Below are 26,898 nucleotides of genomic sequence, written 5' to 3' on the forward strand. Positions count from 1 at the left end.
GGCGGCCTGCTCGGGGGCCGACCAGTCGACGTCCCTGGTGTAGGTCAGTGCGGCATATTGCGCCATGAGATTCCTCCTTGTCCCGATGATCATCCGGGCCAATCCCGGATCTCATCAAGAGGACGATCGGGACGGACCCGATCAGGACACCCCGAGGCGAAGGTGGGTCGAAGTCGAGTCAAACAGCACCGGGAGCGAGGTCGGTGACCGGAAAATCTGGCCGCGAATGTGCGGATCGTCGCCGCCGGGATCAAGGCGCAGGCCGGGCAACCGGTCGAGCAGCAGGTTGAGCGCCACCCGCATCTCCAGGCGGGCCAGGTGCATGCCCAGGCAGATATGAACCCCGTGACCGAAACCGATGTGCGCCCTGGCCGGGCGGAAGATGTCGAAGCGATCCGGGTCGGGGTATCTGCCCTCTTGCCGGTTTGCCGCGCCCAGCATCGGCATGACCGAGGAGCCGGCGGGTATGGGCACGCCGCCCAGTTCGGTGTCGCGGGTGGCCACGCGGGTGATGGTCAGCAGCGGCGGCTCCCAGCGCACCGCCTCCTCGATCGCCTGCGGCAGCAGTGCGCGCTCGGCCCGCACCGCATCGAGTTGATCTGTGTTGGAAAGCAATCCGAACAACATGTTGCCCAGCGAACGGTACGTGGTCTCGACGCCGGCCGGCAGCAGCAACCGCAGAAAGGAGAAGATCTCCTCGTCGGACAGCTGCTCGCCGTCGATCTCGGCCTGCGCCAGGCCGCTGATCAGATCGTCCCGTGGTTCCGCGCGCCGGGCGGCCAGGATCGGGGTGAAGTACTGCTGCAACGCCTGCGACGCGGCCCGGCCGCGCTGCGGGTTGACGGTGAAGCTCAACAGCGAGATCGACCAGCGCTGAAACTGCGGATAGTCCTCGCGCGGCAGACCCAGCAGGCCGGCGATGATCTGCGTCGGATAGGGAAAGGTGAACTCCTTGACCAGATCGCCGTGGCCGCGGCCGGCGAACCGGTCGATCAGCTCGTTGCCCACCTTGCCGACCAGCTCATCCTCCCAGCGCGCTAACGCCTTCTGCGAAAAAGCTTTTGCCACCAGCGCGCGATGACGGCCGTGTTCGGGCTCGTCCATGCCGAGCATGACGTGGCGGCCCAGCACGTCGCCGAAGGCGTCGATGATGATCGCCGACGAGAACGTCTCGTTGTCCCGCAGCAGCTGCGCGACGTCCTCATGGCGGTAGACGATGAAGACCGGCTTGGATTCCTCATGCGGCATGGCCGAGAAGTCGATGCGCTGCACCGGTTCTTCCCGCCGCAGCCGGGCCAGCTCGGTGTAGGGATCGCGGACGTCGCCGGATACCACGTCGTCGAAGGCACCGAAGTCCTCCAGATCGTCGAACAGCTGCACGCGCACCCCTTCAGCCGGCCGGATAGCCCACCGATTTGATCTGGGTGTACTGGTCGAACCCGGCGATCCCGTTCTGCCGGCCCACCCCGCTGTCCTTGTAGCCGCCGAACGGGGTGTCGGCACCGTACGGCGCGGCGCCCTGCACACCGATGAACCCGGCCCGCAGCCGCCGCGCCACCGCCAGCGAGTGTTCCAGCGAACCCGACATCACGTTGCCGGCCAACCCGTACACGCTGTCGTTGGCGATCCGGATCGCGTCTTCCTCGTCGTCGAATGCGATGACCGACAACACGGGCCCGAAGATCTCCTCCTGGGCGATCGTCATCGAGTTGTCGACATCGACGAAAAGCGTTGGCCGGACAAAGAATCCGCGGTCGAAACCGGTAGCCGCGTCGGGGCCGCCGACCAGGCAGGTGGCGCCCTCGTCGACACCCTTGCTGATGTAGCCGAGCACCCGCTTGCGTTGCTTGTCGGAGATCACCGGGCCGCACAACGTCGCTGGGTCCTGGGGGTCGCCCGGCATGACGTTGTCGTAGATGTTCTGCAGGACCGCCACGCCTTCGTCGTAGCGCGACCGCGGCAGCAGCAGCCGTGTCGGGTTGGCACAGCCCTGCCCGGCATGCATGCATGGCGCGATGCCAATCGCGCAGGCCAACCCGAACTCGGCGTCCTCGAGAACGATGGTGGCCGATTTGCCGCCGAGTTCGAGGAACAGCCGCTTGAGCGTCGCCGCGCCCTTTTCCATGATCCGCTTGCCGACGACGGTCGAACCGGTGAACGAGATCAGGTCGACCTTGGGCGACAATGTGAGCTCCTCGCCGACCAGATGGTCTGATGCGGTGACGATGTTGACGACTCCCGGTGGGATGTCGGTCTTTTCGGCGATCAGCCGGCCCAGGCGGGTGGCATTGAACGGCGTGTCCGGCGCCGGTTTGAGCACCACGGTGTTGCCGGTGCCCAGCGCTTGGCCGAGCTTGTTGATGGTGACCTCGAACGGGAAGTTCCACGGCACGATCGCGCCGACCACACCGACCGGTTCGCGCCAGACCTTGCGGCTGGTCAGTTGGCCGGTGATGCTAACCAGCACGTCGCCCAGGTCGGTTTCCCATGGGTACTCGTCGATCAGCTTGGCGGGATAGCGCAGCGCGTCGGCCAGCGGCGCATCCAGTTGCGGTCCGTAGGTGATCGCCCGCGGCGCACCGGCTTCGGCGATGAGCTCCTCGCGCAGCTCCTCCCGTTCGGCTTCGATGGCCTCTTGTAATTGCTCCAGGCAGCGCTTGCGTAATGCGCGGTTGGTCGACCAGTCGGTCTCGTCGAAGGCTCGCCGGGCGGCGTCGATGGCCCGGTGCATATCCGCCTTCGACGCGTCGGCGACCTCTCCGATCGGCTCCTCGGTGGCCGGGTTGATGTTGCTGAAGGTGCCGGCCTGACCGTCGACGAGCTTGCCGTCGATCATCATCTTCGATTCGAACCGGACCTTTACAGTGTCAGCCATTTTTGTTCAGCTCTCTTCAGACGAGGCTCACTATTCCGGCGCCCGTAATGCCCCAGAGCGCGGGAGACCCAGCGCCAGCCGGGTCACCCTATGGAGAGCCTTACCGGAAAGCAGCCGGTTGGCAACCATCAGCATCCGGGCGTCGGGACCGACGGCGTGGCGGGCAAAGGGCGAGGGGTCCTCGACGGCGCTGGCCAGCGCTCGCGCGAACTGCTCCGGTGAACGCGCCAATCGCATCGCGGCCCGGCCGCGCCGGTCGACCTTGGTGTGCAGCGCGGCGTACGGACCGGCCAGGTCGCGGTGGTCCGAGGTTCCCACGTCGGTGATGATGTCGGTGTCGAAGGTTCCGGCAACCAGGACGGTGACACCCAGTCCGAACGGAGCCACCTCGGCCGCCAGCGACTCGGCCCACCGTTCGAGTGCGCCCTTGGCCGCGGAGTACGCCGCGATCTCCGGCATGCCGCGCACGCCGCCCTGGCTCGAGATCATCACGATGCGCCCTTGTCCCGCGGCGCGCATCGACGGCAACAGCGCCTTGGTCAACAGCACCGGCCCGAAGACGGCCGTCGCGAACATTCGCTCCCACAGGTCGATCGGCGTCTCCTCGACCGTCCCGGCCGCGGATATGCCCGCGTTGTGCACCAGCACCCGCGGAGCGCCGACCGCCTCCTCGATCGCCTTGGCCGCGGCCGTGACGGATGCCTGGTCGGTGAGATCTAGCTGGACCGCTATCAGGCGTGAATCCTCTTTTGCGGCAGCGGCCGTCGACCGCAAGGCCGCCATGCCGGACTCAAGTGAGCGCATCGTGGCCACCACCCGCCACCCCTGCCGGTACAGGTGCGCGGCCGACGCGAGGCCCAGCCCGCGGGACGCGCCGGTGATGACGACGGCCGGTGGCTCACCCATGCGCCGGTCCACAGCGGCCACCGCGGGCGGGCGGAGACACGTCCGGGCGGCCGTGCGGTTGCGCGCTCATCCAGGTCGACCAGATGCCCGCCGAATACGGGCCGGACTGGCCGTTGCGTTCATAAACGCCTTGCGGGTCATAGACTTTGGCCTCCGGATAGGGCCACGGGCAGGCGACGGAAGTGGCCGTCCGGGTCCACTTGATGACGGCCAAGCCGGTGCCGTAGCCGAGGTAGGCGAGGTTGATCAGGGCGAACATCACCACGAACATCGCCAGCTTGGGCTTCCGGGGAAAGATCCGGGTTCGCTGGGCGAGTTCTTCGGCCACGGTGCGGCCGGTGTCGTCGCGGTAGAGCAGCACCCCCGCCGGGATCATCACGAAGGTCACCATCACCGTTTCCCAGATGAACGGGAACTGGTAGGTCTGGCCGGCGAAGGCCGATCCGAACGGAATGACCTGCGAGTAGATGTAAAAGCCGGTGCGCACCAGCGTCATCTCGAGCATCGCGTCGATGAGCATGCCCACGGGCAGGATGATGGCCGCCAGCGTGATCAGCGGATGGCGCCAGACAAACGAATCCAGCCGGCTTCGGGCCTGGATCCTGCGCAGGATCCAGATCGCCGGGAAGTAGGGTCCCAGGTAGAACATGATGTAGCCGATCACCAGGAACGGCTCCACCGTGGGTGACAGCGACACCAGCGGCCAGTCTTCCGGCCAGTGCCATAGCTGCGGGTTGTAGACCGCATACGGCGCCCAGTTCATGATCGGGTCCTGCCAGACGATCAGCGTGGTCACGATGCCCATGAGCAGGACGGGGTGGGCGGGGTGGCGGCGCCATGCCACCACATAGACCGCGATGATGATCGACATCGAGATGATCGTGAAGATCTGGAAGAGCCCCAGCCAATGCTGATAGCCGAACAACGGCTCGACCGGACGGGGGACGCCGGTGACCTCCGGATTGCGAATTCGCGGTGAGACGGCGCCCTTTCGGGCGTAGTAGGCAATAACGGCGAGCACCGCCACCGCTATCAAGATCAACCCGACCGTCCACATCGAGCCCTTTCGGCGCGTGGCCGGGACCGATGGCGTTGTCTGCTGGGTGGTCATCGCCTATCCGGCGCCAAAGCGATCGACGAGATGGGAGTTGGCGCCGTCGGGATCTAGCCGCCGCGCCACCAGGTAGCCCGCGCCCATCCAGGCCCGCCGGGTCCATTTGCCCAGTGAGACCCTGGTTCCTGGGGCGCCCGAGGCGGCCGGCAGCATCTTCACCCGCTCCAATGCCTCCTTGACGCCGCGTGGACTCAAGGGGTGGGCATCGGCGAATGCGTGCAGCAGCGTGTTGGCCACGTCATGGTTGACCACCGGCACGAAATAGCAGGGTCGACGGCCATATTCCGATTCGTAGCGGTCCAGGAACGCCTGGCCTACGCTGTTGGCCTCGTCGTACTGGTCGATCCCCGTCCAGCCCATAAAGGCTTGCCACATAATCGGATTGATCCAGGCATTCTGAAACGCGGTGCTGGTGAACCGGGGCGGATCCCAGTCGAGTTCGGTCAGGGCCGGGTTGATGAACACGATCCCGAAGCCGAAGCCGCAATGTACCAGCGCCGACGGCTTCGCCTCATGCACCGTGCGGATCGCCTGGCCCACGTCCTGGGCGGTTTGGGCGATCGGGGCTTCGGCGACAATGCGAATCCCCTTGCTTTGTACTGCTTTTCGGAAGTTTGCTAGGTAGCTCTGGCCGACCAGCGATTGCTCCACCAGGACGGCCACCTCGGTGTGACCGCCCTTGGCTAACAAGTCCGCCCAGAAGATCGGCTCGTCGGTCATCGACCCTTGCGGAAACGCGAAGGTCCACTCCCCCAGCCAGTCATCGCTGCCGCAGACGTTGACGGCCGGAACCCGGAACCGCTCTTCGATCGCCTCTTTGGCCGGGACGGCGTTCTCGCTGATGTGCGGGCCGAAGACCGCCAGGCAGCCCTCGTCGACCAGTTCGCCGTAGGCGTCGATGACGGCCTTGACCGTGCCCTTGGGCAGCCCCTCCACCTCCCGGTACACGATCTGCACCGGCCGGTCGATGATTCGCTGCCCCATCCCGCCGTTGAACACCAGGTCGAACGGGCGCGTCAGGTCGTCGCGCATCTCCTGCGGATAGAACTCCGGCAGCAGGAAGTCGAACAGGTAGCCGATTTTGATCGGTTGCGCGGTGCTCTCGTAGGACAAATCCCCATCTCCGTTGGCGCGGCAGTCCCAATAAACCTAAAATTTGTTCTGAGATTAGCGCGGTGAGCGACGCAGCGTCAATCGGTCCGGGCTAGGAGTCCGCCAGGTAGACATCGATCAACTCCGACAGGCCGCCGGCGGTATGAAAGTCGTCGGTCAACGGGCCGGCAATGGCGACGCGGGCCGCCTCACGAGTGCTCAGTCCCTCGGCAATCAGCCGGCCCGCGGTGATGAGCACTCTGGTCGACGCCACCTCGCGCAGCCCGCCGTTCTCCAGCCGGCGGATCGCTTGTGCCAATCGCACCAGCGCGGTGGCCACACCGGAGCCGACGCCGGACTCTTGAGCGACAATCTTCTCCTCGACATCAGCTGCGGGAAAACAGAATTCGATGGCAACCAGGCGCTGCCGGGTGGAATCCTTGAGATACTTGAGGACACTCTGGTACCCAGGGTTGTAGGACACCACCAAGCAAAACCCCGGTGCCGCATCCAGCGTTACACCCAGGCGTTCGATGGGGAGCTGGCGTCGGTGATCGGCCAGCGGGTGCAGCACCACGGTGGTGTCTTGGCGCGCCTCGACAACCTCGTCGAGGTAGCAGATCGCACCTTCACGCACGGCACGGGTCAGCGGGCCGTCGACCCACTGCGTCTCCCCACCGCGCAGTAGGAACCGCCCCACCAGATCCGCGGTGGTGAGATCGTCATGACAGGCCACCGTGATGAGAGGCCGCCGGAGATCGTGGGCCATGGCTTCCAGGAACCGCGTCTTGCCGCAGCCGGTGGGCCCCTTGAGCAGCACCGAGAGGCCTTGCCGGAACGCCGCCTTGAACACCTGCTCTTCAGTGCCCACCGAGACGTAGAAGGGGCGGGCTACCGGTGAAGTCGCGTCGCCATCGCCGGGTGCTGGCATGGCCGCAGCGTAACGCGGAACAGATATTTGGCTCAACTCCGCGCGGGCTTGCGGACTTCGGCCGAGCGCAGCGCCGCGCGGAACAGCGGCCCGGCCACCCGCCGCAGCTGTTGCGGCTCGGTGATCGCGGCCAGCGCCGCGCTGCCGAACACCCGCTGCAATTCCTGCGGGTCGGTATTCGCACCGACGGCCAGGCAGACACACCCGGTGCCGCGGCTGCGGGCTTCGGCCAGCGCGCGACGGGAGTCTGCCGCGCCGTAAGCGCGTTCGTAACCGTGGTCGTAAGCCAACCCGTCGGACACCACGACCAGCAGCCGCCGCGTCGTGCCCCCATCGGCTTCCAGCACCGCCGCGCCATGCCGGATCGCCGCACCGAGCCTCGAATACGCGCCCGGCAGCAGCCCGCCGAGCCGTCGCAGCGCGGGCACATCCAACGGGTCGTCGAATCGCTTGACCGGAACCAGGTGCACTTCCGCCCGGCCCCGCGAGTGAAACGCATAGAGCGCCAACCTATCTCCGAGAGCATGAAAGGCAACAGCAAGTGCTGCCGTAGCGGCCCGCTGCTGGTCGTGCACCGTCTTTCCCGCCGCGCCCGGCTCGGCGGCGGATCCGGAGATGTCCAGCAGCAGCAGCACCGCAAGGTCGCGCCGGCGCCGCAGCCGATCGAGGTAGATCGCGTCGCTGGGCAGCGCACCGGCAGCCGCATCGACGCGTGCCTCCACGGCCGCGTCGACATCGATGTCCTCGCCGTGCAACTGCCTGCGAAACCAATCCGGTCCCAGGCCGAGGCGAGCCAGCGAGCGATGCAATTCGTACCGGTTCAAGTCACCCGGGACGGACGCGTCGCTGACCACCGCGGGAATCTCGCGCACCGTGCACCACTTCGGCCGATAGCACCGACGGTAGCTGTCCCATTCCGGGTAGGTGACCGACCCTGCCGTCCGGCTTGGCCGATCGGCACGTTCGCCGAGCAATCCGGGTGGTACCGACGATACCGCTGCACCGGCGGACCGGGCTGCCCACCGCGAGCGGTGCGTCGGCACGTCGGCCCCCGGCTGACCACCTCCGCCGAGCCGGCGCGCCGGGCGCAGTATCTGGCGCAGCAACCGGCCGGGCGTTGCGCCGCCGCCTATCGGGCTGACGAAGACTGCCTGCTGATCTGCCGGGTCGTCGCCGACATCGGCCAGCACGCCGCCGGCTTGGCGGGCATCTTCACCCGCCCTCGGCGCGCCCGGGGCGCAGCGCTGTATTGCCGACTGCGCCAGAATCTTTCGAGGCAAAATAGCTCCGAAGCCAGCTGTCGGCCCGGCGATGGGGTGCGGTCCCAGCGCGATAGCCAACGAGGCCTTCGGCGAATCACTGCAAGCGGCGATGTCGCGGTCGATCAGGCCGCGCGCCGGCGTCGGCAACCAATCGTCGTTGGCTGCCAGTGCCCGGTGTCCTTCCACCGCGAGGTATCGCCTGGCCACCGCGGGACGCCGCCGCAACGCGCGAACCACGTCGGCCGACAGGCTCCCCGCCGCCAGCAACGACGCCTGCACGGCCAGCGACGCGAGCCGATCGCGCCCCGGCAGCCCGGCATCGACGAAGATCGTGCGGCCATCCGTCCATGCCACCTCACCGGCGCCGGCCGCGGCGACCTGCACCGTACGGCCCGCGATGGCCGAGGCCACGATGCCCAGCCGCGACAGACGATCGGTGCTGCACTTCTCGCTCGCCAAGCGGTCCGTCCTGGATGATCATATTGACCAAATATCTGTTCCAACGTAGAGTCCGGCTTGGCACGCAGTCAATCTCGCAAGGTCGACACACGCACGTGGACTTCTCATATCCCGCCGAAGTGGAACGGTTCCGCGATGAGTTGCGCGCCTGGCTCGCGTCGAATCTCACCGACGAATTGATCGCGGCCCGCCGATCCCCCGGACGCAGCGACACGGTGTTCGAAAGACTACGCGCCTGGAACGCCGCGTTGGCCGACGCCGGATGGGCGGCCGTCTCCTGGCCCCGCGAGTACGGCGGCCGCGGCGCCACGGTGCTCGAGCAACTGGTCTACACCGAGGAAACCACGCGCGCCCGAGCGCCCCTGCCACTCAACGTGATCGGCATGAACAACATCGCCCCGGCGATCATGCACTACGGCACCGACGCCCAGAAGACCACGCTGCTGCCCCGGATGATGCGCGCCGACGATATCTGGTGTCAGGGAATGTCGGAGCCCGAGGCCGGATCCGACCTTGCCGCGCTGCGTACCCGCGCGGTGCCCGACGGCGACGTCTTGGTGGTCAACGGTCAGAAGGTCTGGACCTCGCTCGGGCATCGCGCCGACTGGTGCCAGCTGTATGCCCGCACCGACCCCGAGGCGCCCAAGCACCAGGGCATCTCCTGCCTGATCGTCGACATGACGTTGCCGGGCATCGAGGTTCGGCCGCTGGTCACCCTCAACGGCGACGCCGACTTCGCCGAGATGTTCTTCCACGATGTGGCGGTGCCGGCCGACTCGCTGCTGGGTCCGCTCAACGCGGGCTGGCAGGTCGCCACCACGACGCTGAGCCACGAGCGCGCCGGCGCGGCGCGGCTCTACGCCGAGTTGCAGATGCGGCTGGAGGAGCTGGTGGCCGATTTCGCCGCATGCGGGGCCGGGGACGACCCGGTCACGTTGCGGCGGCTGGGCGAGATCGCGGTGCGCGTCAAGTATCTCGAAGTGCTTTGCCTGCGCTCGATTTCGGCGACCATGCACGGCGGCTCGGAAATCACCGCGTTCGGCTCGGCCAGCCTGGCCAAGACGGTATGGGGCGAGCTCGGCCAGAATCTGGCGGCCCTGGCCTTTGACGTGCTGGGCCCGCACGCAACCCGGTGGGCCGACTACCGGCTGACGTCACGGTCGCTGACCATCGCCGGTGGCACGACGCAGATCAACACGAACATCACCGCGCACCGGGTGCTGGGGTTGCCGCGCCGATGAACCTGGAACTGTCCGAGGAACAACTGGCGCTGCGCGACACCGTACGGCACTTTCTGGCCGAGATGGCGCCGATTTCGGGGCACGTGCGCATGTTGCTGGACGACCCGACCGGCACCACCGAGCCGGTGTGGCAGGGCCTGGCCGAACTGGGTACCACCGGACTATTGGTGCCGCCGGACTACGGCGGCGCCGGCATGACGATGGTCGAGGCCGGCATCGTCGCCGAAGAACTCGGCGCCGCCCTGCACCCGGGACCTTGGTTGTCCACCGCGATCGCGGCGACGCGGGCACTGAGCCGCTGCGACGCCGGGACGGAGGCCGCCGAGATCTTCACCGGGATAGCCGAGGGCACCACCATCGCCACCGTCGGACCCTTGGACACCGGACAGCCCTTCCCGACAGCTGACGGGGTGTTGCTCACCGGTAAGCTGACGGCCGTCCCCGACGCCGGCGCCGCCCACGTGCTATTGGCCTTTGCCCAAAGCCACGACAGTGCAGGTCTTTTCGCTGTCGACACCGATTCGCCCGGCGTCTCGGTGATGCCCGAGCGCGGTATCGACCAGACCCGCAAGCGGTTTCGGGTCACACTCGACGGGGTGCCGGCATCAAGACTGGCCGCTGCGTCGCCGGCTGCCGTCGCTGCAGTTGTCGACGACGTGCTCATCGGCATGGCCGCCGATGCGCTCGGCGCGGCCCGCGCCGTCATGGACTTGGCCGTCGAATACGCCAAGGTACGAAAACAATTCGGACAGGCGATCGGCTCCTTTCAGGCGATCCAGCAGCTGTGTGTCGACATGTATGAGACGGTGGAGCTGGCCCGCAGCGGGGTCGTTCATGCATTGTGGGCCTCGGATGCCTTGCCCGACAGCGCTGACGGCGAGCGACGGCTTTCCGCGCTACGGGCCAAGGCGTTCGCCGGGCGGCTTGCCACTGTCGCCGACACGGCTATCCAGATTTTCGGCGGTATCGGCTACACCTGGGAGCACGACGCTCACCTGTATCTCAAACGCTTGCTGAGCTGGAGCGCGTTCCTGGGTGGACCGGACCGCTATCTCACCGAACTCGGTGCGCGCCTTGCGCATCCAGGACGGGAAGGCAGCCGATGATCGACTTTACGACCACGTCGCGATTGTCACCGGAGCCGGCCGGGGGCTCGGCCGACTGGCCCGGATGCTCAGCGTGCACCTCGACGTCGGATTCCCTGTGAGCCAGCCCACCTACCGGGTGATGAAGACCCGAGGCTATGGCCGGTTCGGCTCCGTGTGCTTTCGCAAGGTGATCAGTCCCGAGCTGGTGGTACCGATCATGGTCTTCCTGGCCAGTCGGGCCTGCGAGGTCACCCATCACAACTACTCGGCCTGCACCGGGCGCTTCGCGCGGGCGTTCGTCGGCCGGGGTCCGGGATGGTCGGCCGGCCCAGGACGGCGAACCCACCGCCGAGGACATCGCGACTCACTGGTCCGAGGTATCTGCGACCGAACCGGTCACCGCGCCGGAGTCGGGGTTTTCAGCGTCTGCGCGCGGCTGGGCGTCACTTGATAGCCGCACGGGCCCAACCGATTCGGGCCTATCCGATCCCGGTGCGGGGAATCACGCTGGGCCGCGACTGCGCCGGATTCGAGCCCGCGCCGCCGCGGCCCATCATGCCGGCGGGCATTCCGGCGCCGGCACCGCCCGTGCCCATCGGCATCGGCATCATCGGCATGCCTGAGGGCCGCGCCGCCCCGGACAGATCAGCCGGATTGGGCAGGCCGGCGCCGGGCAGGCCGGACAGCGCCGAACTGGCCATCCGGGTCGGCGCCGACCCTTGCCATGTCGGCGGAACCGACATCGTCCCCACCATCCGGGCCTTGCCCAGACCCGCCGACATCGCCGAGCCCAGTCCCCCGCCGCCGATCGGGGTCGGCCCCGCATGCGCAGCGCCCACCATTTTCGGAGCGGTAGCCGGCAATTCAGCGGCCGCTGCCCCCGCTAGCCCCGACGCGGGTGTGCGTACCGCATTGGTCATCACGCTCATCAACGGTGAAATTGCCATGCTCACCGGATACATCAACGACGACAACGGCACCGACTGCAGCATCGACAGGGCACTGGGCGCCGCCGCCACGATTCCCTGCACCGGCGTGGCCACCGCGGCCCCCGCCGACGACATCATGGCCGCGACACCCGAGGCGGCCTGCGACGCCAGCCCGGCCAACCCCGCCACCGTCAGCGGCGGCAAGCTGAACGGCGTCAGCGTCGATGCCACCGATGCCGCTCCGGCGTGATAGCCCACCATCGCGGCCACGTCCTGCGCCCACATCTCCAGGTAGTCGGACTCGGTAGCCGCGATCGCCGGCGCGTTCTGACCCAAGAAATTTGTCGCCACCAATGATTGCAACGACACCCGATTCGCGGCTACCGCGACGGGATGCACCGTGGCCGACAACGCCGCCTCGAAGACGGTCGCGGCCGCCCGCGCCTGAACAGCGGCCGACTCCGCCTCGCCCGCCGCCCCGCTCAACCAACCCACGTACGGCGTCGCCGCTGCTGCCATCGACACCGAGGCCGGACCCGACCACGGCCCGGCCGCCAGCCCGGCGACCACCGAATCAAACGATGCCGCCGAGGCCCGCAGGTCCGCGGCCAGGCTCTCCCAGGCCGAGGCCGCCGTATACAGCGGACCCGATCCCGCGCCGGCAAAAATCCGCGCCGAGTTGATCTCCGGCGGCAACCATGCAAACTCAGGAATCATCTCAACCCCAAACCGCCGGCCGCATCAAACGGCTCGGACATACATTTCCCCCGCCGACAGCCTCCACGACGACATTCACCTGCAGCAACAGTCACCTAAAGCGACTATTTGCACCACGGCCGAATGGTAAGGCGGTGCGATGTAAAAAATCCGCGCTTTCGCACCGAACCTTCCTGTCAATTCCCTATCAGCGACCTAGAAAATTCCTGTCAACCTGATATGGCCGGGTTCGGGTTCGAGGCCTTAGCACGACACACCACCCAGCCCAGTGATCGCGGGATCAACCGAACGCGCGGCCCCGACAGGCCGAACGGCCGGTACCGCTCGGGAGTTATTCGCCATGCCACTTATCGATCTGCGGACCCCGCGACCTCTCGTTGTGTGATGGCAGCGGATTCGCTTGTAGCAGTACGATTTTCGCTTCAAACAGCAGCGTGACGGTACGGATCGGGAGTTATCCGCTTTCCTGCCCGGCGGCAAGCACAGATGTGGGCAGGCTCGAATAGATGAGACGGCTTCTCAAACTGTAGCGCCAGCTCGCCTTCGCCGCGCGAACCCAGCACTGGCGTTGGACCAACCATCATTTCCGCATGTGCGCGTTCAACTTGTTCAGGCACAATCGCGTTGGTGACAACTCCGCAAGGGCCGTCGCACGGCGAGTCGCCGGAATGGAACATTCCCTCCCCACGGTCGCTACCCGACAACGGACCGCGAGACCCAACGCCTCACCCTGCGCCTCCGTCGGATTCGCCAACCCGGCAGATTCCCCACGGCGGTCGGTCATACCCCTCACCGCCGCCGCTGAACCGACCACAACCACCCGGTCGCCCACCGAGTCCACAACCGTATCCACCGAGCCGGTCCCCGAGCCCGCTGCAGGCTCAGCCCGATCCGCCACCGGGGCAACCCGAGCGGGCCGCCGGTGCGCCGCCGCCGAAGGACCCGCCACCGCAATCCCGTCGCCGCTGGTTACGCAACTGGCGCTCGGTGACCGTCGTCCTGGCCATCGTGCTGGTCGTCGTCGTAGCCGGTGCCGAGCTATTGGCCCGCCACCTAGCCGGCAGCAAGGTGGCACAGGCGGTGCAGTGCGAGGTCCAAGACCGCGCCAGCGTGTCGTTTGCCTCCACGCCGCCACTCCTCTGGCAGTACATCAGCAGCCACTATCCCGACATCTCCATACAGACCGCCGGCAATCAGGTGCGTAGCGCCAAGGGCATGAAACTCAGCATCGACGTCAACGACCTCCGGCTCAGCGATTCCAACAACTCCAAAGGCACCGTCGGCGCACTGAACGCCACCATTACCTGGTCATCCGACGGCGTCAAGAAATCGATCCAGGACGCCATCCCGGAACTGGGCAGTTTCGTGGCTAGCAAAGTCACCACCGACCCCCGCGCCGGAACCATCGAATTGAAGGGTGTGCTCGACAGCGCCACTCTCAAGCCCCAGATCGCCAACAACGGGCTGTCGCTGCGGGTGGTCAATTTGACCGCGCTGGGCTCGCGGATGTCGACGGATACGGTGCAAAAGCACCTCGACGATCTCACGTCCAAAGCGACCCAGAACTATCCGCTGGGCATCCACGCCGAGACCGTCAAGGTCAACGACACCGGCCTGTCGGCTACGTTCTCCACCACCAACGCGACCATCCCGGTTGGATCGTCGTCTCAAAGCGGCCAGGACTGCTTCAGCGGCCTCTGATTGGCCCAGATCGGATCGGGCGCGCTGCTGTCATGGCCGATCCAGCCGCCGATCCAGCCGTTTCGACACGACAGCGCCGGCCCGTCTTAGAATCGGCCTGCCACGCACTTCCCGCAGACCGTTGATCGACCAGCAGTCTGCTAGCCTTTAACAAAGATTTGGTTCTGCAGGAGGATGTGTGCGCATTGTTGCCGGGCCGCAATCCTTCGCAGCGGCGCATCAGTAGCGATGTCGAAAGCCAGCGCGTTGGCCAAAGGCCGGCAACTCCACAACCGCGCGGGCGCGGATGACTCCGGGACACGCCGGGCCGAGATCCTGCAGACCGCGGCGTCGTTGATCGCGTCGTCGGGATTGCGGACGTCGCTGCAGGAGATCGCCGACGCGGCAGGCATTCTGCCGGGAAGCCTCTACCACCACTTCGAATCCAAAGAGGCGATTCTGGTCGAGCTGATCCGCCGGTATCAAGACGATCTGAACCGCATCGGGTGGACTGCACAGCAGCAACTGGACGAGCCGGACTCGCGGCCGGTGGCCGAGAAGATCGCCGAACTTGGGTCGGCGATCGCCAACTGCGCCGTCGCCCATCGGGCGGCGCTTCAAATGTCGTTCTACGAGGGACCGAGCGCGGATCCCGAACTGATGAAGCTCACCCAGCAGCGGCCCGCCGCGCTGCACGAGGCGATGGTGCAAACGCTGCGCGCCGGCAGGTGGAGCGGCTACATCAAACCGGACATGGATCTTCCGACGCTGGCCGACCGCATCTGCCAGACCATGCTGCAGGTGGGGCTCGACGTCATCCGCCACCATGCCTCGGCTGACCAGGTCGCGCGGCTGATGTGCCGGATCATCTTGCAGGGGTTGGCAACCCGACCTCCGGGCGATTCGGAGCTGGACGGATCGAGCGCGCTGGCGGCCGCCAACGACGCCATCGCGACGTGGACCGACGACAAGGACGCCGACCCCGGCGACAAAGCGGCCCGGGTCCGTGCCGTAGCCCGAACCGAGTTTGGGCGCAAGGGATATGAAGTCACGACCATCAGAGACATCGCTTCTGCGGCCGGTATGGGCACTGGAACGGTTTATCGGGTGATCGGATCCAAGGACGAACTCCTGGCTTCGATCATGCGCTCCTTCGGTCAGAAGGTCGAGGCCGGCTGGGTCAGCGTACTGCGCTCGGATGCCACGCCGATCGAAAAGCTGGACGCGCTGAGCTGGATCAATATCAATGCGCTGGATCAGTTTTCCGATGAATTCCGGATACAACTGGCCTGGATGCGGCAGTCGCCGCCCAACACTCCCAACCCTGGGTGGCTGTATGCCACCCGGCTACGGCAGCTGAAATCTCTACTGTCCGAAGGTTTCCGCTCTGACGAGATACGAATCGAAACCCCGTCCCTGGCGATGCTGGCCCGCTCCGTCATCGCCTTGCAGTGGATACCGGAGAACATCCTTCGCGCCGTCGGCCCGCGGGCCGCCCTAATTCATGCCCGTGACACGGTGTTACGCGGCGCCGCGGTACGCGGCGAGCCGTGACGCCAGTTGCGTCTGCGGTTTGAAAGTATTGAACCAAAAATATGTTCTCCCTAGAGTGGGGCAGGTAAGCGGCGCACACGTAGGGCCCGCGGGGAAGGGATCTCCATGACTGTTCTGGATCGGCTGCGCTACGACGGCAAACGGGCGTTGGTTGTCGGCGGCGCGACGGGCATGGGCGCCGCGGCGGCCAAGGCGGCAACTGAACTCGGCGCCGACGTCACCGTCATGGACCACGCGCCGGTGACCTTTGACGTCGCCCAGTCGCTGCGGGTCGACTTGCGAGACCCGGCATCGATCGACTCGGCGATCGGGCAACTCGGTGGACCGGTCCACGCGGTGTTCTCCGCAGCGGGCGTCGCCGAAGGCCCGGAGCTGATGAAGATCAACTTCATCGGCCATCGCCATCTGATCCAGCGGCTGCTGGACAACGACCAGCTGCTGTCCGGCTCGGCGATCTGTTTCATCTCATCGGTCGCCGGCATGGGGTGGGAAAACGACCTGCCGCGCCTGCAGGAGTTCCTGGCCACGCCCGACTACGCGGCGGCCCAGGACTGGGTTGCCGCGCACGAGGCCGAGGGCATCATCCACTACGGCTTCAGCAAGAAGGCGGTCAATGCCTATGTGGCGACGCAGGCCTATCCCCTGCTGAGGAAGGGGATACGGATCAACGCCATCTGCCCCGGGCCCACCGACACCCCGTTGGCCCAAGCCAACGCGGACCTGTGGCTCAGCTACGCGCAGGACTACCGCGACGAGACGGGCTCCAAGGTGCACACCCCGGAGCAGATGGGCGACGTGATGGTGTTCCTCAACAGCGCGGCCGCCTTCGGCATCAGCGGTATCACGTTGCTGGTGGACTACGGGCACACCATGGCATCGCTCACCGGCGCCTACCCGCCCGGCAAACCGATCCTCGACCTGATCATGGGCCGCGTCCCGATGCCCTAGCCGCTGCGGCCCTGGCAGCCGATCCATCGGCCGGGCCCGCAGCGTAACCTGGACCACGCAGCTGGTCTGCCGTCGTCGCAGCAACGCGGCGCCGGCATCGAGCGAGGCATGTTAGCGACGCCCCGCGAGAGGGAATCCGGTGGGAATCCGGAACTGTCCCGCAGCGGTATGCAGGAACGACCGCCGTCAACAGCACTGGTCGCACGACTGGGAAGCGACGGCCATTAGGAGCACCACCACCGGTGCGCGCCTGCGAGTCCGAAGACCTGCCAGCCGTGCCGGGCGCGCCGCGTCCGGCGGGTCATCGCCTCGTGGAGTGGGCGTTTGGCCGTACCGGTTACGGTGTTGCGCCGCAATCGGTTTCGGCTGCACGTCCGCGGGCGGTGACCACACCGTCGAGTAAAGGACACGCCGTGACCGCTCATAGTTCTCAGAAGTTCACCGCCACCATCACCGGCTCCCCCCGCATCGGCCCCCGCCGTGAGCTCAAGCAAGCGACCGAGGGCTACTGGGCCGGACGCACCAGCCGATCCGAGTTGGAGTCCGTCGCCGCCACCTTGCGCCGTGACACCTGGACCGATCTGGCCGCCGCCGGCCTGGACTCGGTGCCGATCAACACCTTCTCCTATTACGACCAGATGCTCGACACCGCGGTGCTGCTTGGTGCGCTGCCGGCCCGGGTGAGCGGGGTATCCGACGGGCTGGACCGCTACTTCGCGGCCGCGCGGGGCAACGCCGACGTCGCGCCGCTGGAGATGACCAAGTGGTTCGACACCAACTACCACTACCTGGTTCCGGAGATCGGGCCGTCGACCGCGTTCACGCTGAACCCCGACAAGGTGCTCGCCGAGCTCAAAGAGGCGCAGGAGTTCGGTATTCCGGCGCGTCCGGTGATCATCGGGCCGGTCACCTTCCTGTTGCTGAGCAAGGCCGTCGACGGCGGCGCCCCACCGATCGAACGGCTCCAGGAGCTGGTTCCGATCTACTCCGAACTGCTGTCCCTGCTGGCCGGCGAGGGCGCCGGGTGGGTACAACTCGACGAGCCCGCGCTGGTGACCGACATCTGCCCCGACGCGCCGGCGCTGGCCGAGCGGATGTACACGGCGCTGGGGTCGCTGAGCCACCGGCCGGCCATCCACGTCGCCACCTATTTCGGTGATCCCGGCGCCGCACTGCCGGCGCTGGCCCGAACGCCGGTGGAAGCCATCGGTGTGGACCTGGTCGCCGGTGCGCACACCGCGGTGGCCGGGGTACCCGAGCTGGCCGGCAAGACGCTGGTGGCCGGCGTCGTCGACGGCCGCAACGTCTGGCGCACCGATCTGGAGGCGGCGCTGGGCCAGCTGGCGACGCTGCTGGGTTCGGCGGCCACGGTCGCGGTTTCGACGTCGTGCTCCACCATGCACGTGCCGTATTCGCTGGAGCCCGAAACCGCGTTGGACGACAACCTGCGCAGCTGGCTGGCGTTCGGCGCGGAGAAGGTGCGCGAGGTCGTCGTGCTCGCGCGGGCCCTGCGCGACGGGCGTGACACGGTAGCCGAGGAGATCGCGGCGTCCAATGCGGCGGTGGCGTCGCGCAGGAGGGACCCGCGCCTGCGCAACGGGCAGGTGCGGGCCCGCATCGACTCGATCGTGGCCGCGGGCGCCCACCGGGGTGACGCGGCCGTGCGCCGCGCCAGCCAGGATGCACGCCTGCACCTGCCGCAGCTGCCCACCACCACCATCGGCTCCTATCCGCAGACCTCGGCGATTCGCAAGGCGCGCGCCGCTTTTCGATCCGGCAAGATCGACGAGGCCGAGTACGTCCGCCGGATGAAGGCCGAGATCGCCGACGTCATCTCCTTGCAGGAGCAGCTCGGGCTCGACGTGCTGGTGCACGGTGAGCCCGAGCGCAACGACATGGTGCAGTACTTCGCCGAGCAACTAGATGGGTTCTTCGCCACCCAGAACGGCTGGGTGCAGTCCTACGGCAGCCGCTGCGTGCGCCCACCGATCCTCTACGGCGACGTGGCGCGACCGCACCCGATGACGGTCGACTGGATCACCTACGCACAGTCGCTGACCGACAAGCCGGTCAAGGGCATGCTGACCGGTCCGGTGACGATTTTGGCGTGGTCGTTCGTGCGCGACGACCAACCACTGGCCGACACCGCTAACCAGGTGGCGCTGGCCATCCGCGATGAGACCGTGGACCTGCAGGCCGCCGGGATCGCGGTCATCCAGGTCGACGAGCCCGCGTTACGGGAATTGCTACCGTTGCGGCGCGCAGAGCAGGACGATTATTTGCGTTGGGCCGTAACCGCTTTCCGATTGGCCACCTCGGGTGTCGCTGACTCGACGCAGATCCACACCCATCTGTGCTACTCCGAATTCGGTGAAATCCTCGGCGCCATAGCGGATCTGGACGCCGATGTCACGTCGATCGAAGCGGCGCGCTCACACATGGAGGTGCTCGACGACCTCAATGCGGCCGGCTTCGCCAGCAGTGTGGGCCCGGGAGTCTACGACATTCACTCGCCGCGGGTGCCCAGTTCCCAGGAGATGGCCGAGTCGCTGCGCGCGGCATTGCAATCAGTTCCGGCACAGCGACTTTGGATCAACCCGGACTGTGGCCTGAAGACCCGCAACGTCGATGAGGTGACCGGGTCGCTGCGGAACATGGTGGCCGCGGCCCTGGAGGTCCGCGCGGACCTGTAGGTCCGGGCTCGCGAATGTAACGCCACGGCGACTTTCGGCGCGAAATCTTGCCGTGGCGTTACGCTCGCCGCCGCGGGGAGGAGCGGCGCGACACCGCGCCTGGCCCGGCCGAGTGTGCAGTGGCGGCTTGGACTGTGAGTCCACGGTGCGCCTTGCGCTTTTCGACCGCCGTACAGTCACGCTGGAAGCCTTCGCTACACGCTCGAGGCCAACGCGACACGCCGACGGCCAGCTCACACCCGTCGAAACTGGTCCGATAACAGGTGAACCGGCAGGTCGTCGGCCCAGGGCTGCCGGGTCACCATGTCGGCCACCCGCACGTAACCGCGTTCGAATTCGCCGGTCGCCGCATCGACCAGCCGGTAGGCCTGGGTCTGCTTGTGGATGGGTTGCGCGTCGAGCAGGACGATACGTACCTCGCCCGGCTCGAAGTGGCAGCGCTCCTGCATCGCGGCAATGAGCTGTTCATTGTGCATGTGGCCGTCGCCGAAATTCCACCCGATCGCGGTGCTGCAGATCCGCTCGCCGTCGGTGATGACGTAGTCGGCTTCGTTCTGGTCGGCCATGGCACGGTGCGCCAGGGTGAACAGCGCCCGACCGTGAGTGTTCATGGCGCGGAACGCATAGCCGAGATACATCGGGATTTGCGCCTTGTCCTTACCGTAGAAGCGCTCCAGCTGCGCGGCGGGCATGCTGGCGATCGCGACGATACCCTTGCCGATCTTCTCGCTTGCCGACGGCTTGATGCACCACAGCGTGGTGTCCCAGTTGCCGGCGTAATAACGCATGCCCGGCAGAAACGAGACCTTGCGTGGGAACACGTTGCCCAACACGACGGTGCCGGCCACCACGGCGAACAGAATCCCCACCAGGACAGGGCTTTTCACATCGCTAAGGCCGAGTTCGGCATGGCCGACGAACAGCGACAGCACACCGAAGATCATGAAGACGTTCCACTCTAGCGGCACTCCCATCGGGATCGCCGTCAGGATGCCCAGGTGGAAGCACACCATCACGAACGCCGCCACCGCGGTCGGCCAGCCGCCGTGCGCGAAGAACAACACCACCGGCACGGCCATCTCGATAAAAGTGCTGACGTGGGCGATGATCCGGGACAACCGTCCGGGCCGCAGGTCGTCGGGGAACTTCTCGAAGAACCTCCGCTTGATGAACTGTGGCCGGATCAGCGGGTTGTTGGACATCATGGTGGAGATCACGAACGGGAAATGCTTGTTGAGCTTCGACGTCGCGGCCCCCATCCAGATCACCAGAAACACCAGTTTGGCGGCGACAATCAGGTCGGCACCGCCGAACAGGAACGTCACGGTCAGCGAGGCGTAGACCTCACCGCGGGCGGCCAGGAAAATCACCTTGTCGCGCAATCCGGCGACGGCCAGGATCGCCAGGATCGTCCAGATCTGCCACACCGGCAACAATCCGACCTTGGTGCCCAGCTGCGGGACGGGACCGGTGCCGTCGGAGAACAACGCCCACAACGTCATCACCAACAGCGCTGCATACAGCAGCACATCTACCGGAGCCCGCGCCGTGCCCCTGGTCAGCGGGACTCTACTCGGCCACGGAGGCAGCCGAATGGTGTTGGGCCGCAACCAATACAAGATGGACCCCAGCGGCGGGAAGAACCGGTTGTTCAACGGTCCGAACCCGCAACCGAGCCCGATCACCTCGAAGAGCATTGTGTACAGCACGACCTTCTCGAAAACGATCGGCTCGGAGTACCACGACCTGACGTTGGTGAAGCCGTCGATGCCCTTCGTGCTCAGCACCACCAGCCATGCGGCCAGGATGTAGAGGCCGATCTTGACGACGTAAAACAGGTGCAGCGCCACCGGCGTGCCGAAACCGACCTCGGCCCAGTGCCGGGCCATCGGGCGGATCTTCTCGCTGCGGGTGCCCTTGCTCCATTCGGCGACGTCGACCTGCGGCAGTTCGGGTTTGAGGAATCCCATGGTGTCCCAGATTAGAACGTGTTCTAGCCACGTGGGCTTATCTTGGCGTCCAATTCTTTACCTGCCGCCGCGGCCGCGGATACCGTGTCCACATGAGCAGATGGCGGTTAGTCAGCGTGACCCTCGTGGCGGCTTTCGCGCCGCTCGCGGTCGCCGGCGGCGGCATTGCCGCGGCCCAGGCGCCTTCCCCGGGTGATTCTTGTGCCGTGCTGCATGCGACCACCCAGGACGCCAACGGTCGCACGATGTGGTGCAACCCGACCATGACCGGCGATCACAGCCTGGTGTGGCAATACGGCGGACCGGCCTAGCACCCGACTTGCCGGCCCACCATCAGCACAGACCGCTGGGAGTCCCGCGGATCGGCGAGGTTTCCTGAGTGGGCATTACCTGCGGGTACGGCACGCGGTAGGGAATCGCCCTCGCCTGGCCTGACAATGATCCCAATACGCCGTCGGGAACACACTGCGGAATTCGCGTCAGAGTGTTCAGCGCCGGGTGGCCCAAATCAGGGCTTGACGTGTTCGGTGGGACGGCGAAGTTGAATGTCGACGTCATATCGCCGGTCACACTTCTGCGCCAGGCGGTGAGGTTGGGAACCGGCACACCGAAACGCGTTTCGAGCAATCGCAGCTGCGAAGTGTGGTCCAACGCGTCTCGGCACAGCAGGCCGCCCCGGCTGTAGGGCGAAATGACCAGGCATGGTACGCGATACCCCAAACCCAGTGGCCCACGTATACCACCGGAATGCGGGACTTTGTCGATGTCCACACTATTGGGAATCCACTCACCGGGAGTTCCCATCGGAGCCGTCGGCGGCGTGACATGGTCGAATTACGAACCGTTTTCGTCATAGCTGACAATCAGCGCGGTCCGTTCCCACACCGCCGGATTCGACAGCAATATCCGCAGACAGTTCACTATCGTCATGGCACCGGCCGAGACGGGAAATGCGGGATGCTCGGACATCGCAATCGAGGGAACCAGCCAGGAAACCTTGGGCAGCCTATTCGCCCTGACGTCGGCGACGAAGTCTGCGGGATACCTCGGGGCAATACCGTAGCGCGCCAATTCTGACCTGGGATCCTGCGCTTGCCTGAAGGCGCTGACCATGCCACTGTCGCCCACGGGGCTGTCAGTGCCGAATATTCCCTTGTTCTGATAGACCTTCCAGCTCACCCCGGCGGCGCTGAGGTTTTCCGGCATGATGGTCCAGCTGTAATTAGGGGTGGGCAAATACGGATCGCCGAGCACCGGTCCACCCTGCAGACCGTCGGCGTCGATGCTCGCGCTGATCCAGTACAACCGGTTCGGTGACGTCTGGGTGAGCAGTGAAGAGTAGTAGGCATCGCAAACGGTGAAGGCGTCGGCCAGCAGGTAGTGAAAAGGGAGGTCCGCGCGGGTGTAATAGCCCATCGTCGCGGGGATGTTGCCGTCGATCGCCTCCGGGTATTGCGACGGCAGCCATTGGTCGTTGGCGCCGTTGTTCCATGCGGTATGCACGGCGACCCAGCCCTCGATGGGATCGTTGACGCATTCACCGTCGAGAAGCGGGCCCCGGGTGGTGTCGAAACGGAACGGGATTGTGATGCCAGCGGGGTCTTTCGCCTGCTTTGCCGGATTCCAGCCCTTCTGCTGAAAAGCGGGCGACCCGCTGTCGAATCCGTTGACGCCGGAAAGGGTGCCGAAATATGAATCGAAGGACCTGTTCTCCTGCATGAGCAAGACGAAGTGCTCGATGTCGGTCAGATGGCCTGCGCAGGGGCCTGCCGCATAAGCCTTTTCGATCAGCGGACCGGCCACGGACATGAAAGCTCCGGCGCTGGTTGCAGCGGCGAGCTTAGCCAGAAACTGTCGACGCGACATTCCGTCGACCAGTTGTTCCTCCACCACAATGCCTCCTGTGCGCTTATTTGAGCACGTCAAATTTCCGCCCAAGGTCAACCGCGAACTGAACGGCGTGTCCGGTATGCGGCGATTGGGGCGGCGCCAAAGCAACGAACTCACCGCGCGGCGGATCGCGCCCATACGATTTCTGGCGCCGCGACCGGTAATGGCGATTCGCCCTGTGTGAGAAATGTCATGGCAAACTTCAGCGCCGGACGCAGCCGACGCATGCCGTTAACGGCCCGCCGCCGAGCTCGATGGTGCTGCGTGAGCTCACCGTATTGCGGTTGACCTCGTTGATTGCCCCGCCCGGCGCGACGGCCTGCGGGCACCTGCGGACCGATCGCCGGACTGGGCGACGCGTCGCATTTCGACGAGCTCGGCTCGCTGAGACGGAGGCTGCGCCCCTAATATTCCGTGACCGACGCTGCCAACATCGCAACCCCACCACTGCCAGCGTCACGACCCGGCGCACCCGATCGGAGAAACGCTGTTGAATTTCGCGGTACTGCCTCCCGAGATCAACTCGGCGCGGATATACGCCGGTCCGGGCTCGGCACCGATGCTGGCTGCCGCAGCGGCCTGGGACGGGGTGGCCGCCGAGTTGCAGTTGGCGGCGAGGTCATATGAGTCGGTGATCGCGGGGTTGACCTGCGGACTCTGGGTTGGTCCGTCATCGGCGTCGATGGCCGCCGCGGCCGCCGCGTTTGTGATGTGGACCAGAGACACCGCCGCGCAGGCCGAGCAGGCGGCCGGCCAGGCCGCAGCCGCGGCCGCCGCCTACGAAACGGTCTTCGCGCAAACTGTCCCCCCGCCAGTGGTCGCGGCCAACCGCAGTCTGCTGACGGTGCTGATCGCGACCAACCTTTTCGGGCAGAACACCCCGGCCATCGCGGCCGCCGAGGCACACTACGCCGAGATGTGGGTCCAGGACGCCGCGGCCATGTACGGCTATGCGGGCTCGTCGGCGTCGGCGACCATGTTGAATCCGTTCACCCCGCCACCGCCCAACACTGAAACCGGCTGGCTACCGTTGCAGGCCGCCGCGGTGACCCGCGCCGCCGGGCTCTCAGCCGGCCACGCCCAACACAACACGCCCAGCGCCGCCCGATCCTTGTCCGCGGTGCCCACGGTGCTGTCAGGTCTTGCCAGCCCGGCGGCATCCCTTCCCTTACTGGCCCCGCTGGAGTGGCTGGACTTAGCGGCGGACCTCAGTGGACTGTTTGTCGACCCGGAAATTGGGGTTGCGGGACTGGGTCTGGACTCCATTGTGGGGATCACCGGACTTCCCTACGACGTTGTCGGCTATCAGATCGGTGTCCACACCGACGACATCGTCAGTGGTTGGGCGGGGCTCGAGTCGTTTCCGGGGACCGCCGCGGTGCCGCCGACACCGTTCGCGGCGCCGATCACCAATGTCGACGGGTCGGCCGTTTCGGCCGGGCTGGGCGAGGCGGACTCGATCGGCGCGTTGTCGGTGCCACCGACCTGGACGGTCGAGGCACCCGCGATCCGCCCGCTGGCTGTCGCATTGCCTGCGGCCGGCCTTGGCGCGGGCGCAGAAGTGGCCGCCGGCGGCGCTGGCACCGTGTTCAGCCAAATGGCCCTGGCCGGCATGGGCCGGGCGCGCGATGGCGTGTGCCGGCAATGCGGGCAGGCGCGAGCGGATCGGTGCGGTCAAGCAACGGCCGACAGCACCGGTGGCCGGTTCGGCAACCGGGCCAATCACCGGCATCGCTGCAGAATTGCGTGAGCTCGCGTCGTTACGCGATGCGGGAATCCTGACCGAGGACGAATTCACCGAGCAGAAACAACGGCTGCTGCCGCGCTGATGCGAGCCAGACGTTTTCACCGTCAGCACGTTGTTGCCGGCCGTTGCGTGCTATCCATTTTGTCTACGGTTTGTGACGGGACGGCGGTAATTGGTGTGCCACTTCGGGCCGAGCGGGCCGGCCCCCATTCGACCGCCACGGATCCGCAATCGGTGTAGTTTGCTGGCCAGTGGCACATCAACCGAGGAGCGAATCATGGCGGATGTCGACGTCTGCGTGGTGGGTGCGGGATTCGCGGGTTTGACGGCGGCGCTGCGGTTGAACCGAGCCGGTCGTTCGGTGTTGTTGCTGGAAGCCCGCGACCGGGCCGGTGGTCGCACCTACACCGTGACCCGTGACGACGGCGTGTGGATCGATCGCGGCGGTGCGTGGATCGGACCGGGCCAGGACCGGATCTACGCCTTGATGGAAGAGTTCGGAGTACCGGAATACAAGCAGTACAACGACGGTGAGGCCATGGTGGTCGTCGGGGGCAAAACGCATCGCTACGGCGGCACGATCCCGTGGACGATGAGTCCGTGGGCGGTTACCAACCTTGGCCTTGGTTTGCTCGCGGTAGAAAAGATGTGCAAGTCGATTCCGCGCGAGGCCCCTTGGGAAGCAAGGCGAGCCGCCGAATGGGACCGGATCAGCTTGGGGGAATGGCTCGAGAAGAACAGCTTGTCCAAGCCCGCCCGCGACATGCTGGAGATGGCTCTGGCCGGGCCCTACACCTCCGCGGCATCCGAGACGTCGCTGCTCTGGGTGCTGCTGCAGATGGCCTCCGGCGGTGGTCCCACCTTCGTGATTTCGGGCAAGGGCGGCGCGCAGGACGCCCGCCCGGTCGGCGGGATGGGCGCGGTATACCGCCCAATGGTCGCCGAACTTGGTGATACGGTGCATTTTTCACAGCCGGTCCGGCTCATCGCGCAGGACGGCGACGGCGTGACCATCCGCTCGGATGGCCTCACGGTGCGCGCCCGCCGAGCAATCGTGGCGGTCCCGCTGGCAATCGCGAACACGATCAGTTATGAGCCGATGCTTCCGGTGGATCGGGCGCTGCTGCATCATCGGATGCCTAGCGGCTCGGTCTACAAAATCTCGGTCATCTACGACGAGCCGTTCTGGCGTGCCGACGGGTTATCCGGGCAGTCGGCCGCCCCCGGATCCCCGGCCACGTTGACCATCGACGCCTGCACGGACACCGCGGTGCCGGGGATCATGTGCGTCATCACGGAGGGACCTGCCGCGCGCCGGCTGGCGCGGCTCGACGAGGCCGAGCGCAAAGCGGTGGTGATCGGCGAACTCGCCGACCGGTTCGGCGCCAAGGCGCGTGCGCCGCGCGAATTCCACGAGCAGGACTGGGTTTTGGACCGTTACTCCGGTGGCGGGATGATCAGTCACGCGCCTACCGGTGTGCTGACCGAATTCGGGCATACCCTGCGTCCGCCGTGTGGCCGTATCCACTGGGCCGGAACCGAGAGCTCGGCCACGATGTGCGGATGGGTTGACGGCGCAATCCGCTCCGGGGAGCGCGCCGCGTCGGAAGTGCTGGCGGCCTAAACCTCAACGCGATTCGACTGCGTCACCAAGACGTCGCCGAACGGCCAGGTTAGGCCCAGCTGGAACCGACGGCGGAGTCGGTTTGGGCCATGTTGGCGCCGGCGGCTTGGACCTTTTGGCCGTGGGCGTTGGCCTGTTCGTAGATCACCTGGAAGTTGCGCCCGAGCTCAGTGATGAA

Annotated in this window: 18 protein-coding genes, 3 pseudogenes and 1 riboswitch; of the genes and pseudogenes, 10 read left to right on the forward strand and 11 right to left on the reverse strand. The window is 66.3% G+C overall.

The features are described 5' to 3' along the window. Positions 1 to 141: 141 nt before the first annotated feature. The 7 genes from EET13_RS21450 to EET13_RS21480 form a co-directional block, all read right to left on the reverse strand. The gene (locus tag EET13_RS21450) at positions 142 to 1,380 is read right to left on the reverse strand and encodes a cytochrome P450 (RefSeq protein WP_122444175.1); all 1,239 of its coding nucleotides are present in this window, start codon (positions 1,378 to 1,380) and stop codon (positions 142 to 144) included. Between the two features lie 10 nt (positions 1,381 to 1,390). Continuing rightward, positions 1,391 to 2,875 (reverse strand): aldehyde dehydrogenase family protein, encoded by a 1,485-nt coding sequence (locus EET13_RS21455; protein WP_122444156.1) that lies wholly within the window; start codon positions 2,873 to 2,875, stop codon positions 1,391 to 1,393. Between the two features lie 30 nt (positions 2,876 to 2,905). After that, positions 2,906 to 3,781: an SDR family oxidoreductase gene (locus EET13_RS21460; protein ID WP_122444176.1), complete on the reverse strand. Its 876-nt coding sequence runs from the start codon at positions 3,779 to 3,781 to the stop codon at positions 2,906 to 2,908. After that, on the reverse strand, positions 3,774 to 4,892 hold the full coding sequence (locus EET13_RS21465) for a spirocyclase AveC family protein (RefSeq protein WP_122444157.1): 1,119 nt from the start codon (positions 4,890 to 4,892) through the stop codon (positions 3,774 to 3,776). The genes EET13_RS21460 and EET13_RS21465 overlap by 8 nt, the downstream gene beginning before the upstream one ends. Before the next feature lie 3 nt (positions 4,893 to 4,895). Further along, the gene (locus EET13_RS21470; protein WP_122444158.1) at positions 4,896 to 6,008 is read right to left on the reverse strand and encodes an ABC transporter substrate-binding protein; all 1,113 of its coding nucleotides are present in this window, start codon (positions 6,006 to 6,008) and stop codon (positions 4,896 to 4,898) included. A 91-nt stretch (positions 6,009 to 6,099) separates the two neighbouring features. Beyond that, a complete protein-coding gene (locus EET13_RS21475; protein ID WP_122444159.1) occupies positions 6,100 to 6,918 on the reverse strand; it encodes a CbbQ/NirQ/NorQ/GpvN family protein in 819 nt (272 codons plus the stop codon). Between the two features lie 32 nt (positions 6,919 to 6,950). Beyond that, on the reverse strand, positions 6,951 to 8,639 hold the full coding sequence (locus EET13_RS21480) for a nitric oxide reductase activation protein NorD (RefSeq protein ID WP_244604031.1): 1,689 nt from the start codon (positions 8,637 to 8,639) through the stop codon (positions 6,951 to 6,953). Positions 8,640 to 8,734: 95 nt separating this feature from the next. Between EET13_RS21480 and EET13_RS21485 the strand changes: the two genes are divergently transcribed. From EET13_RS21485 to EET13_RS21495, 3 genes are read left to right on the forward strand one after another with little or no spacing between them, the layout of a single operon-like run. After that, positions 8,735 to 9,880 carry an acyl-CoA dehydrogenase family protein gene (locus EET13_RS21485; protein ID WP_122444160.1) on the forward strand — a complete coding sequence of 382 codons (1,146 nt, stop codon included), beginning with the start codon at positions 8,735 to 8,737 and terminating at the stop codon, positions 9,878 to 9,880. Beyond that, positions 9,877 to 10,986, forward strand: coding sequence for an acyl-CoA dehydrogenase family protein (locus tag EET13_RS21490; protein WP_122444161.1), 1,110 nt, complete (start codon positions 9,877 to 9,879; stop codon positions 10,984 to 10,986). Before EET13_RS21485 ends, EET13_RS21490 begins: the two co-directional genes overlap by 4 nt. After that, positions 10,955 to 11,419, forward strand: coding sequence for a hypothetical protein (locus EET13_RS21495; protein WP_136623217.1), 465 nt, complete (start codon positions 10,955 to 10,957; stop codon positions 11,417 to 11,419). Before EET13_RS21490 ends, EET13_RS21495 begins: the two co-directional genes overlap by 32 nt. Positions 11,420 to 11,447: 28 nt before the next feature. On the opposite strand, the gene EET13_RS21500 is transcribed toward EET13_RS21495, so the two are convergent. Then, positions 11,448 to 12,614, reverse strand: coding sequence for a PPE family protein (locus EET13_RS21500; protein ID WP_122444163.1), 1,167 nt, complete (start codon positions 12,612 to 12,614; stop codon positions 11,448 to 11,450). A 987-nt stretch (positions 12,615 to 13,601) separates the two neighbouring features. Between EET13_RS21500 and EET13_RS21505 the strand changes: the two genes are divergently transcribed. From EET13_RS21505 to metE, 4 genes are all read left to right on the forward strand, one after another. After that, positions 13,602 to 14,315, forward strand: coding sequence for an LmeA family phospholipid-binding protein (locus tag EET13_RS21505; protein WP_122444164.1), 714 nt, complete (start codon positions 13,602 to 13,604; stop codon positions 14,313 to 14,315). A 228-nt stretch (positions 14,316 to 14,543) separates the two neighbouring features. Beyond that, complete coding sequence (locus tag EET13_RS21510; RefSeq protein WP_122444165.1) at positions 14,544 to 15,848, forward strand: TetR/AcrR family transcriptional regulator; 1,305 nt, start codon at positions 14,544 to 14,546, stop codon at positions 15,846 to 15,848. A gap of 105 nt (positions 15,849 to 15,953) precedes the next feature. Beyond that, positions 15,954 to 16,796 carry an SDR family oxidoreductase gene (locus EET13_RS21515; RefSeq protein ID WP_122444166.1) on the forward strand — a complete coding sequence of 281 codons (843 nt, stop codon included), beginning with the start codon at positions 15,954 to 15,956 and terminating at the stop codon, positions 16,794 to 16,796. 129 nt (positions 16,797 to 16,925) lie between these two features. Then, positions 16,926 to 17,064: riboswitch (cobalamin riboswitch) on the forward strand. Between the two features lie 145 nt (positions 17,065 to 17,209). Further along, positions 17,210 to 19,489: a 5-methyltetrahydropteroyltriglutamate--homocysteine S-methyltransferase gene (metE, locus tag EET13_RS21520; RefSeq protein ID WP_122444178.1), complete on the forward strand. Its 2,280-nt coding sequence runs from the start codon at positions 17,210 to 17,212 to the stop codon at positions 19,487 to 19,489. 233 nt (positions 19,490 to 19,722) lie between these two features. On the opposite strand, the gene EET13_RS21525 is transcribed toward metE, so the two are convergent. Then, complete coding sequence (locus tag EET13_RS21525; protein WP_122444167.1) at positions 19,723 to 21,459, reverse strand: DUF3556 domain-containing protein; 1,737 nt, start codon at positions 21,457 to 21,459, stop codon at positions 19,723 to 19,725. 92 nt (positions 21,460 to 21,551) lie between these two features. Between EET13_RS21525 and EET13_RS21530 the strand changes: the two genes are divergently transcribed. Continuing rightward, on the forward strand, positions 21,552 to 21,770 hold the full coding sequence (locus tag EET13_RS21530) for a hypothetical protein (protein ID WP_122444168.1): 219 nt from the start codon (positions 21,552 to 21,554) through the stop codon (positions 21,768 to 21,770). Between the two features lie 22 nt (positions 21,771 to 21,792). Here EET13_RS21530 and EET13_RS21535 read toward each other — a convergent pair. Beyond that, a pseudogene (locus tag EET13_RS21535) lies at positions 21,793 to 23,325 on the reverse strand (phospholipase C). A gap of 514 nt (positions 23,326 to 23,839) precedes the next feature. Between EET13_RS21535 and EET13_RS21540 the strand changes: the two are divergent. Together EET13_RS21540 and EET13_RS21545 are read left to right on the forward strand one after the other, a co-directional pair. Then, a pseudogene (locus tag EET13_RS21540) lies at positions 23,840 to 25,178 on the forward strand (PPE family protein, SVP subgroup). Positions 25,179 to 25,373: 195 nt separating this feature from the next. Continuing rightward, the gene (locus EET13_RS21545) at positions 25,374 to 26,720 is read left to right on the forward strand and encodes a flavin monoamine oxidase family protein (RefSeq protein WP_122444179.1); all 1,347 of its coding nucleotides are present in this window, start codon (positions 25,374 to 25,376) and stop codon (positions 26,718 to 26,720) included. Positions 26,721 to 26,769: 49 nt separating this feature from the next. Here the strand turns inward: EET13_RS21545 and EET13_RS21550 are convergent. Further along, positions 26,770 to 26,898 (reverse strand): annotated as a pseudogene (locus EET13_RS21550) (type VII secretion protein EsxI); the annotation flags it as partial.

The sequence above is a fragment of the Mycobacterium attenuatum genome (assembly GCF_900566085.1).
Taxonomy (GTDB): Bacteria; Actinomycetota; Actinomycetes; order Mycobacteriales; family Mycobacteriaceae; genus Mycobacterium; species Mycobacterium attenuatum.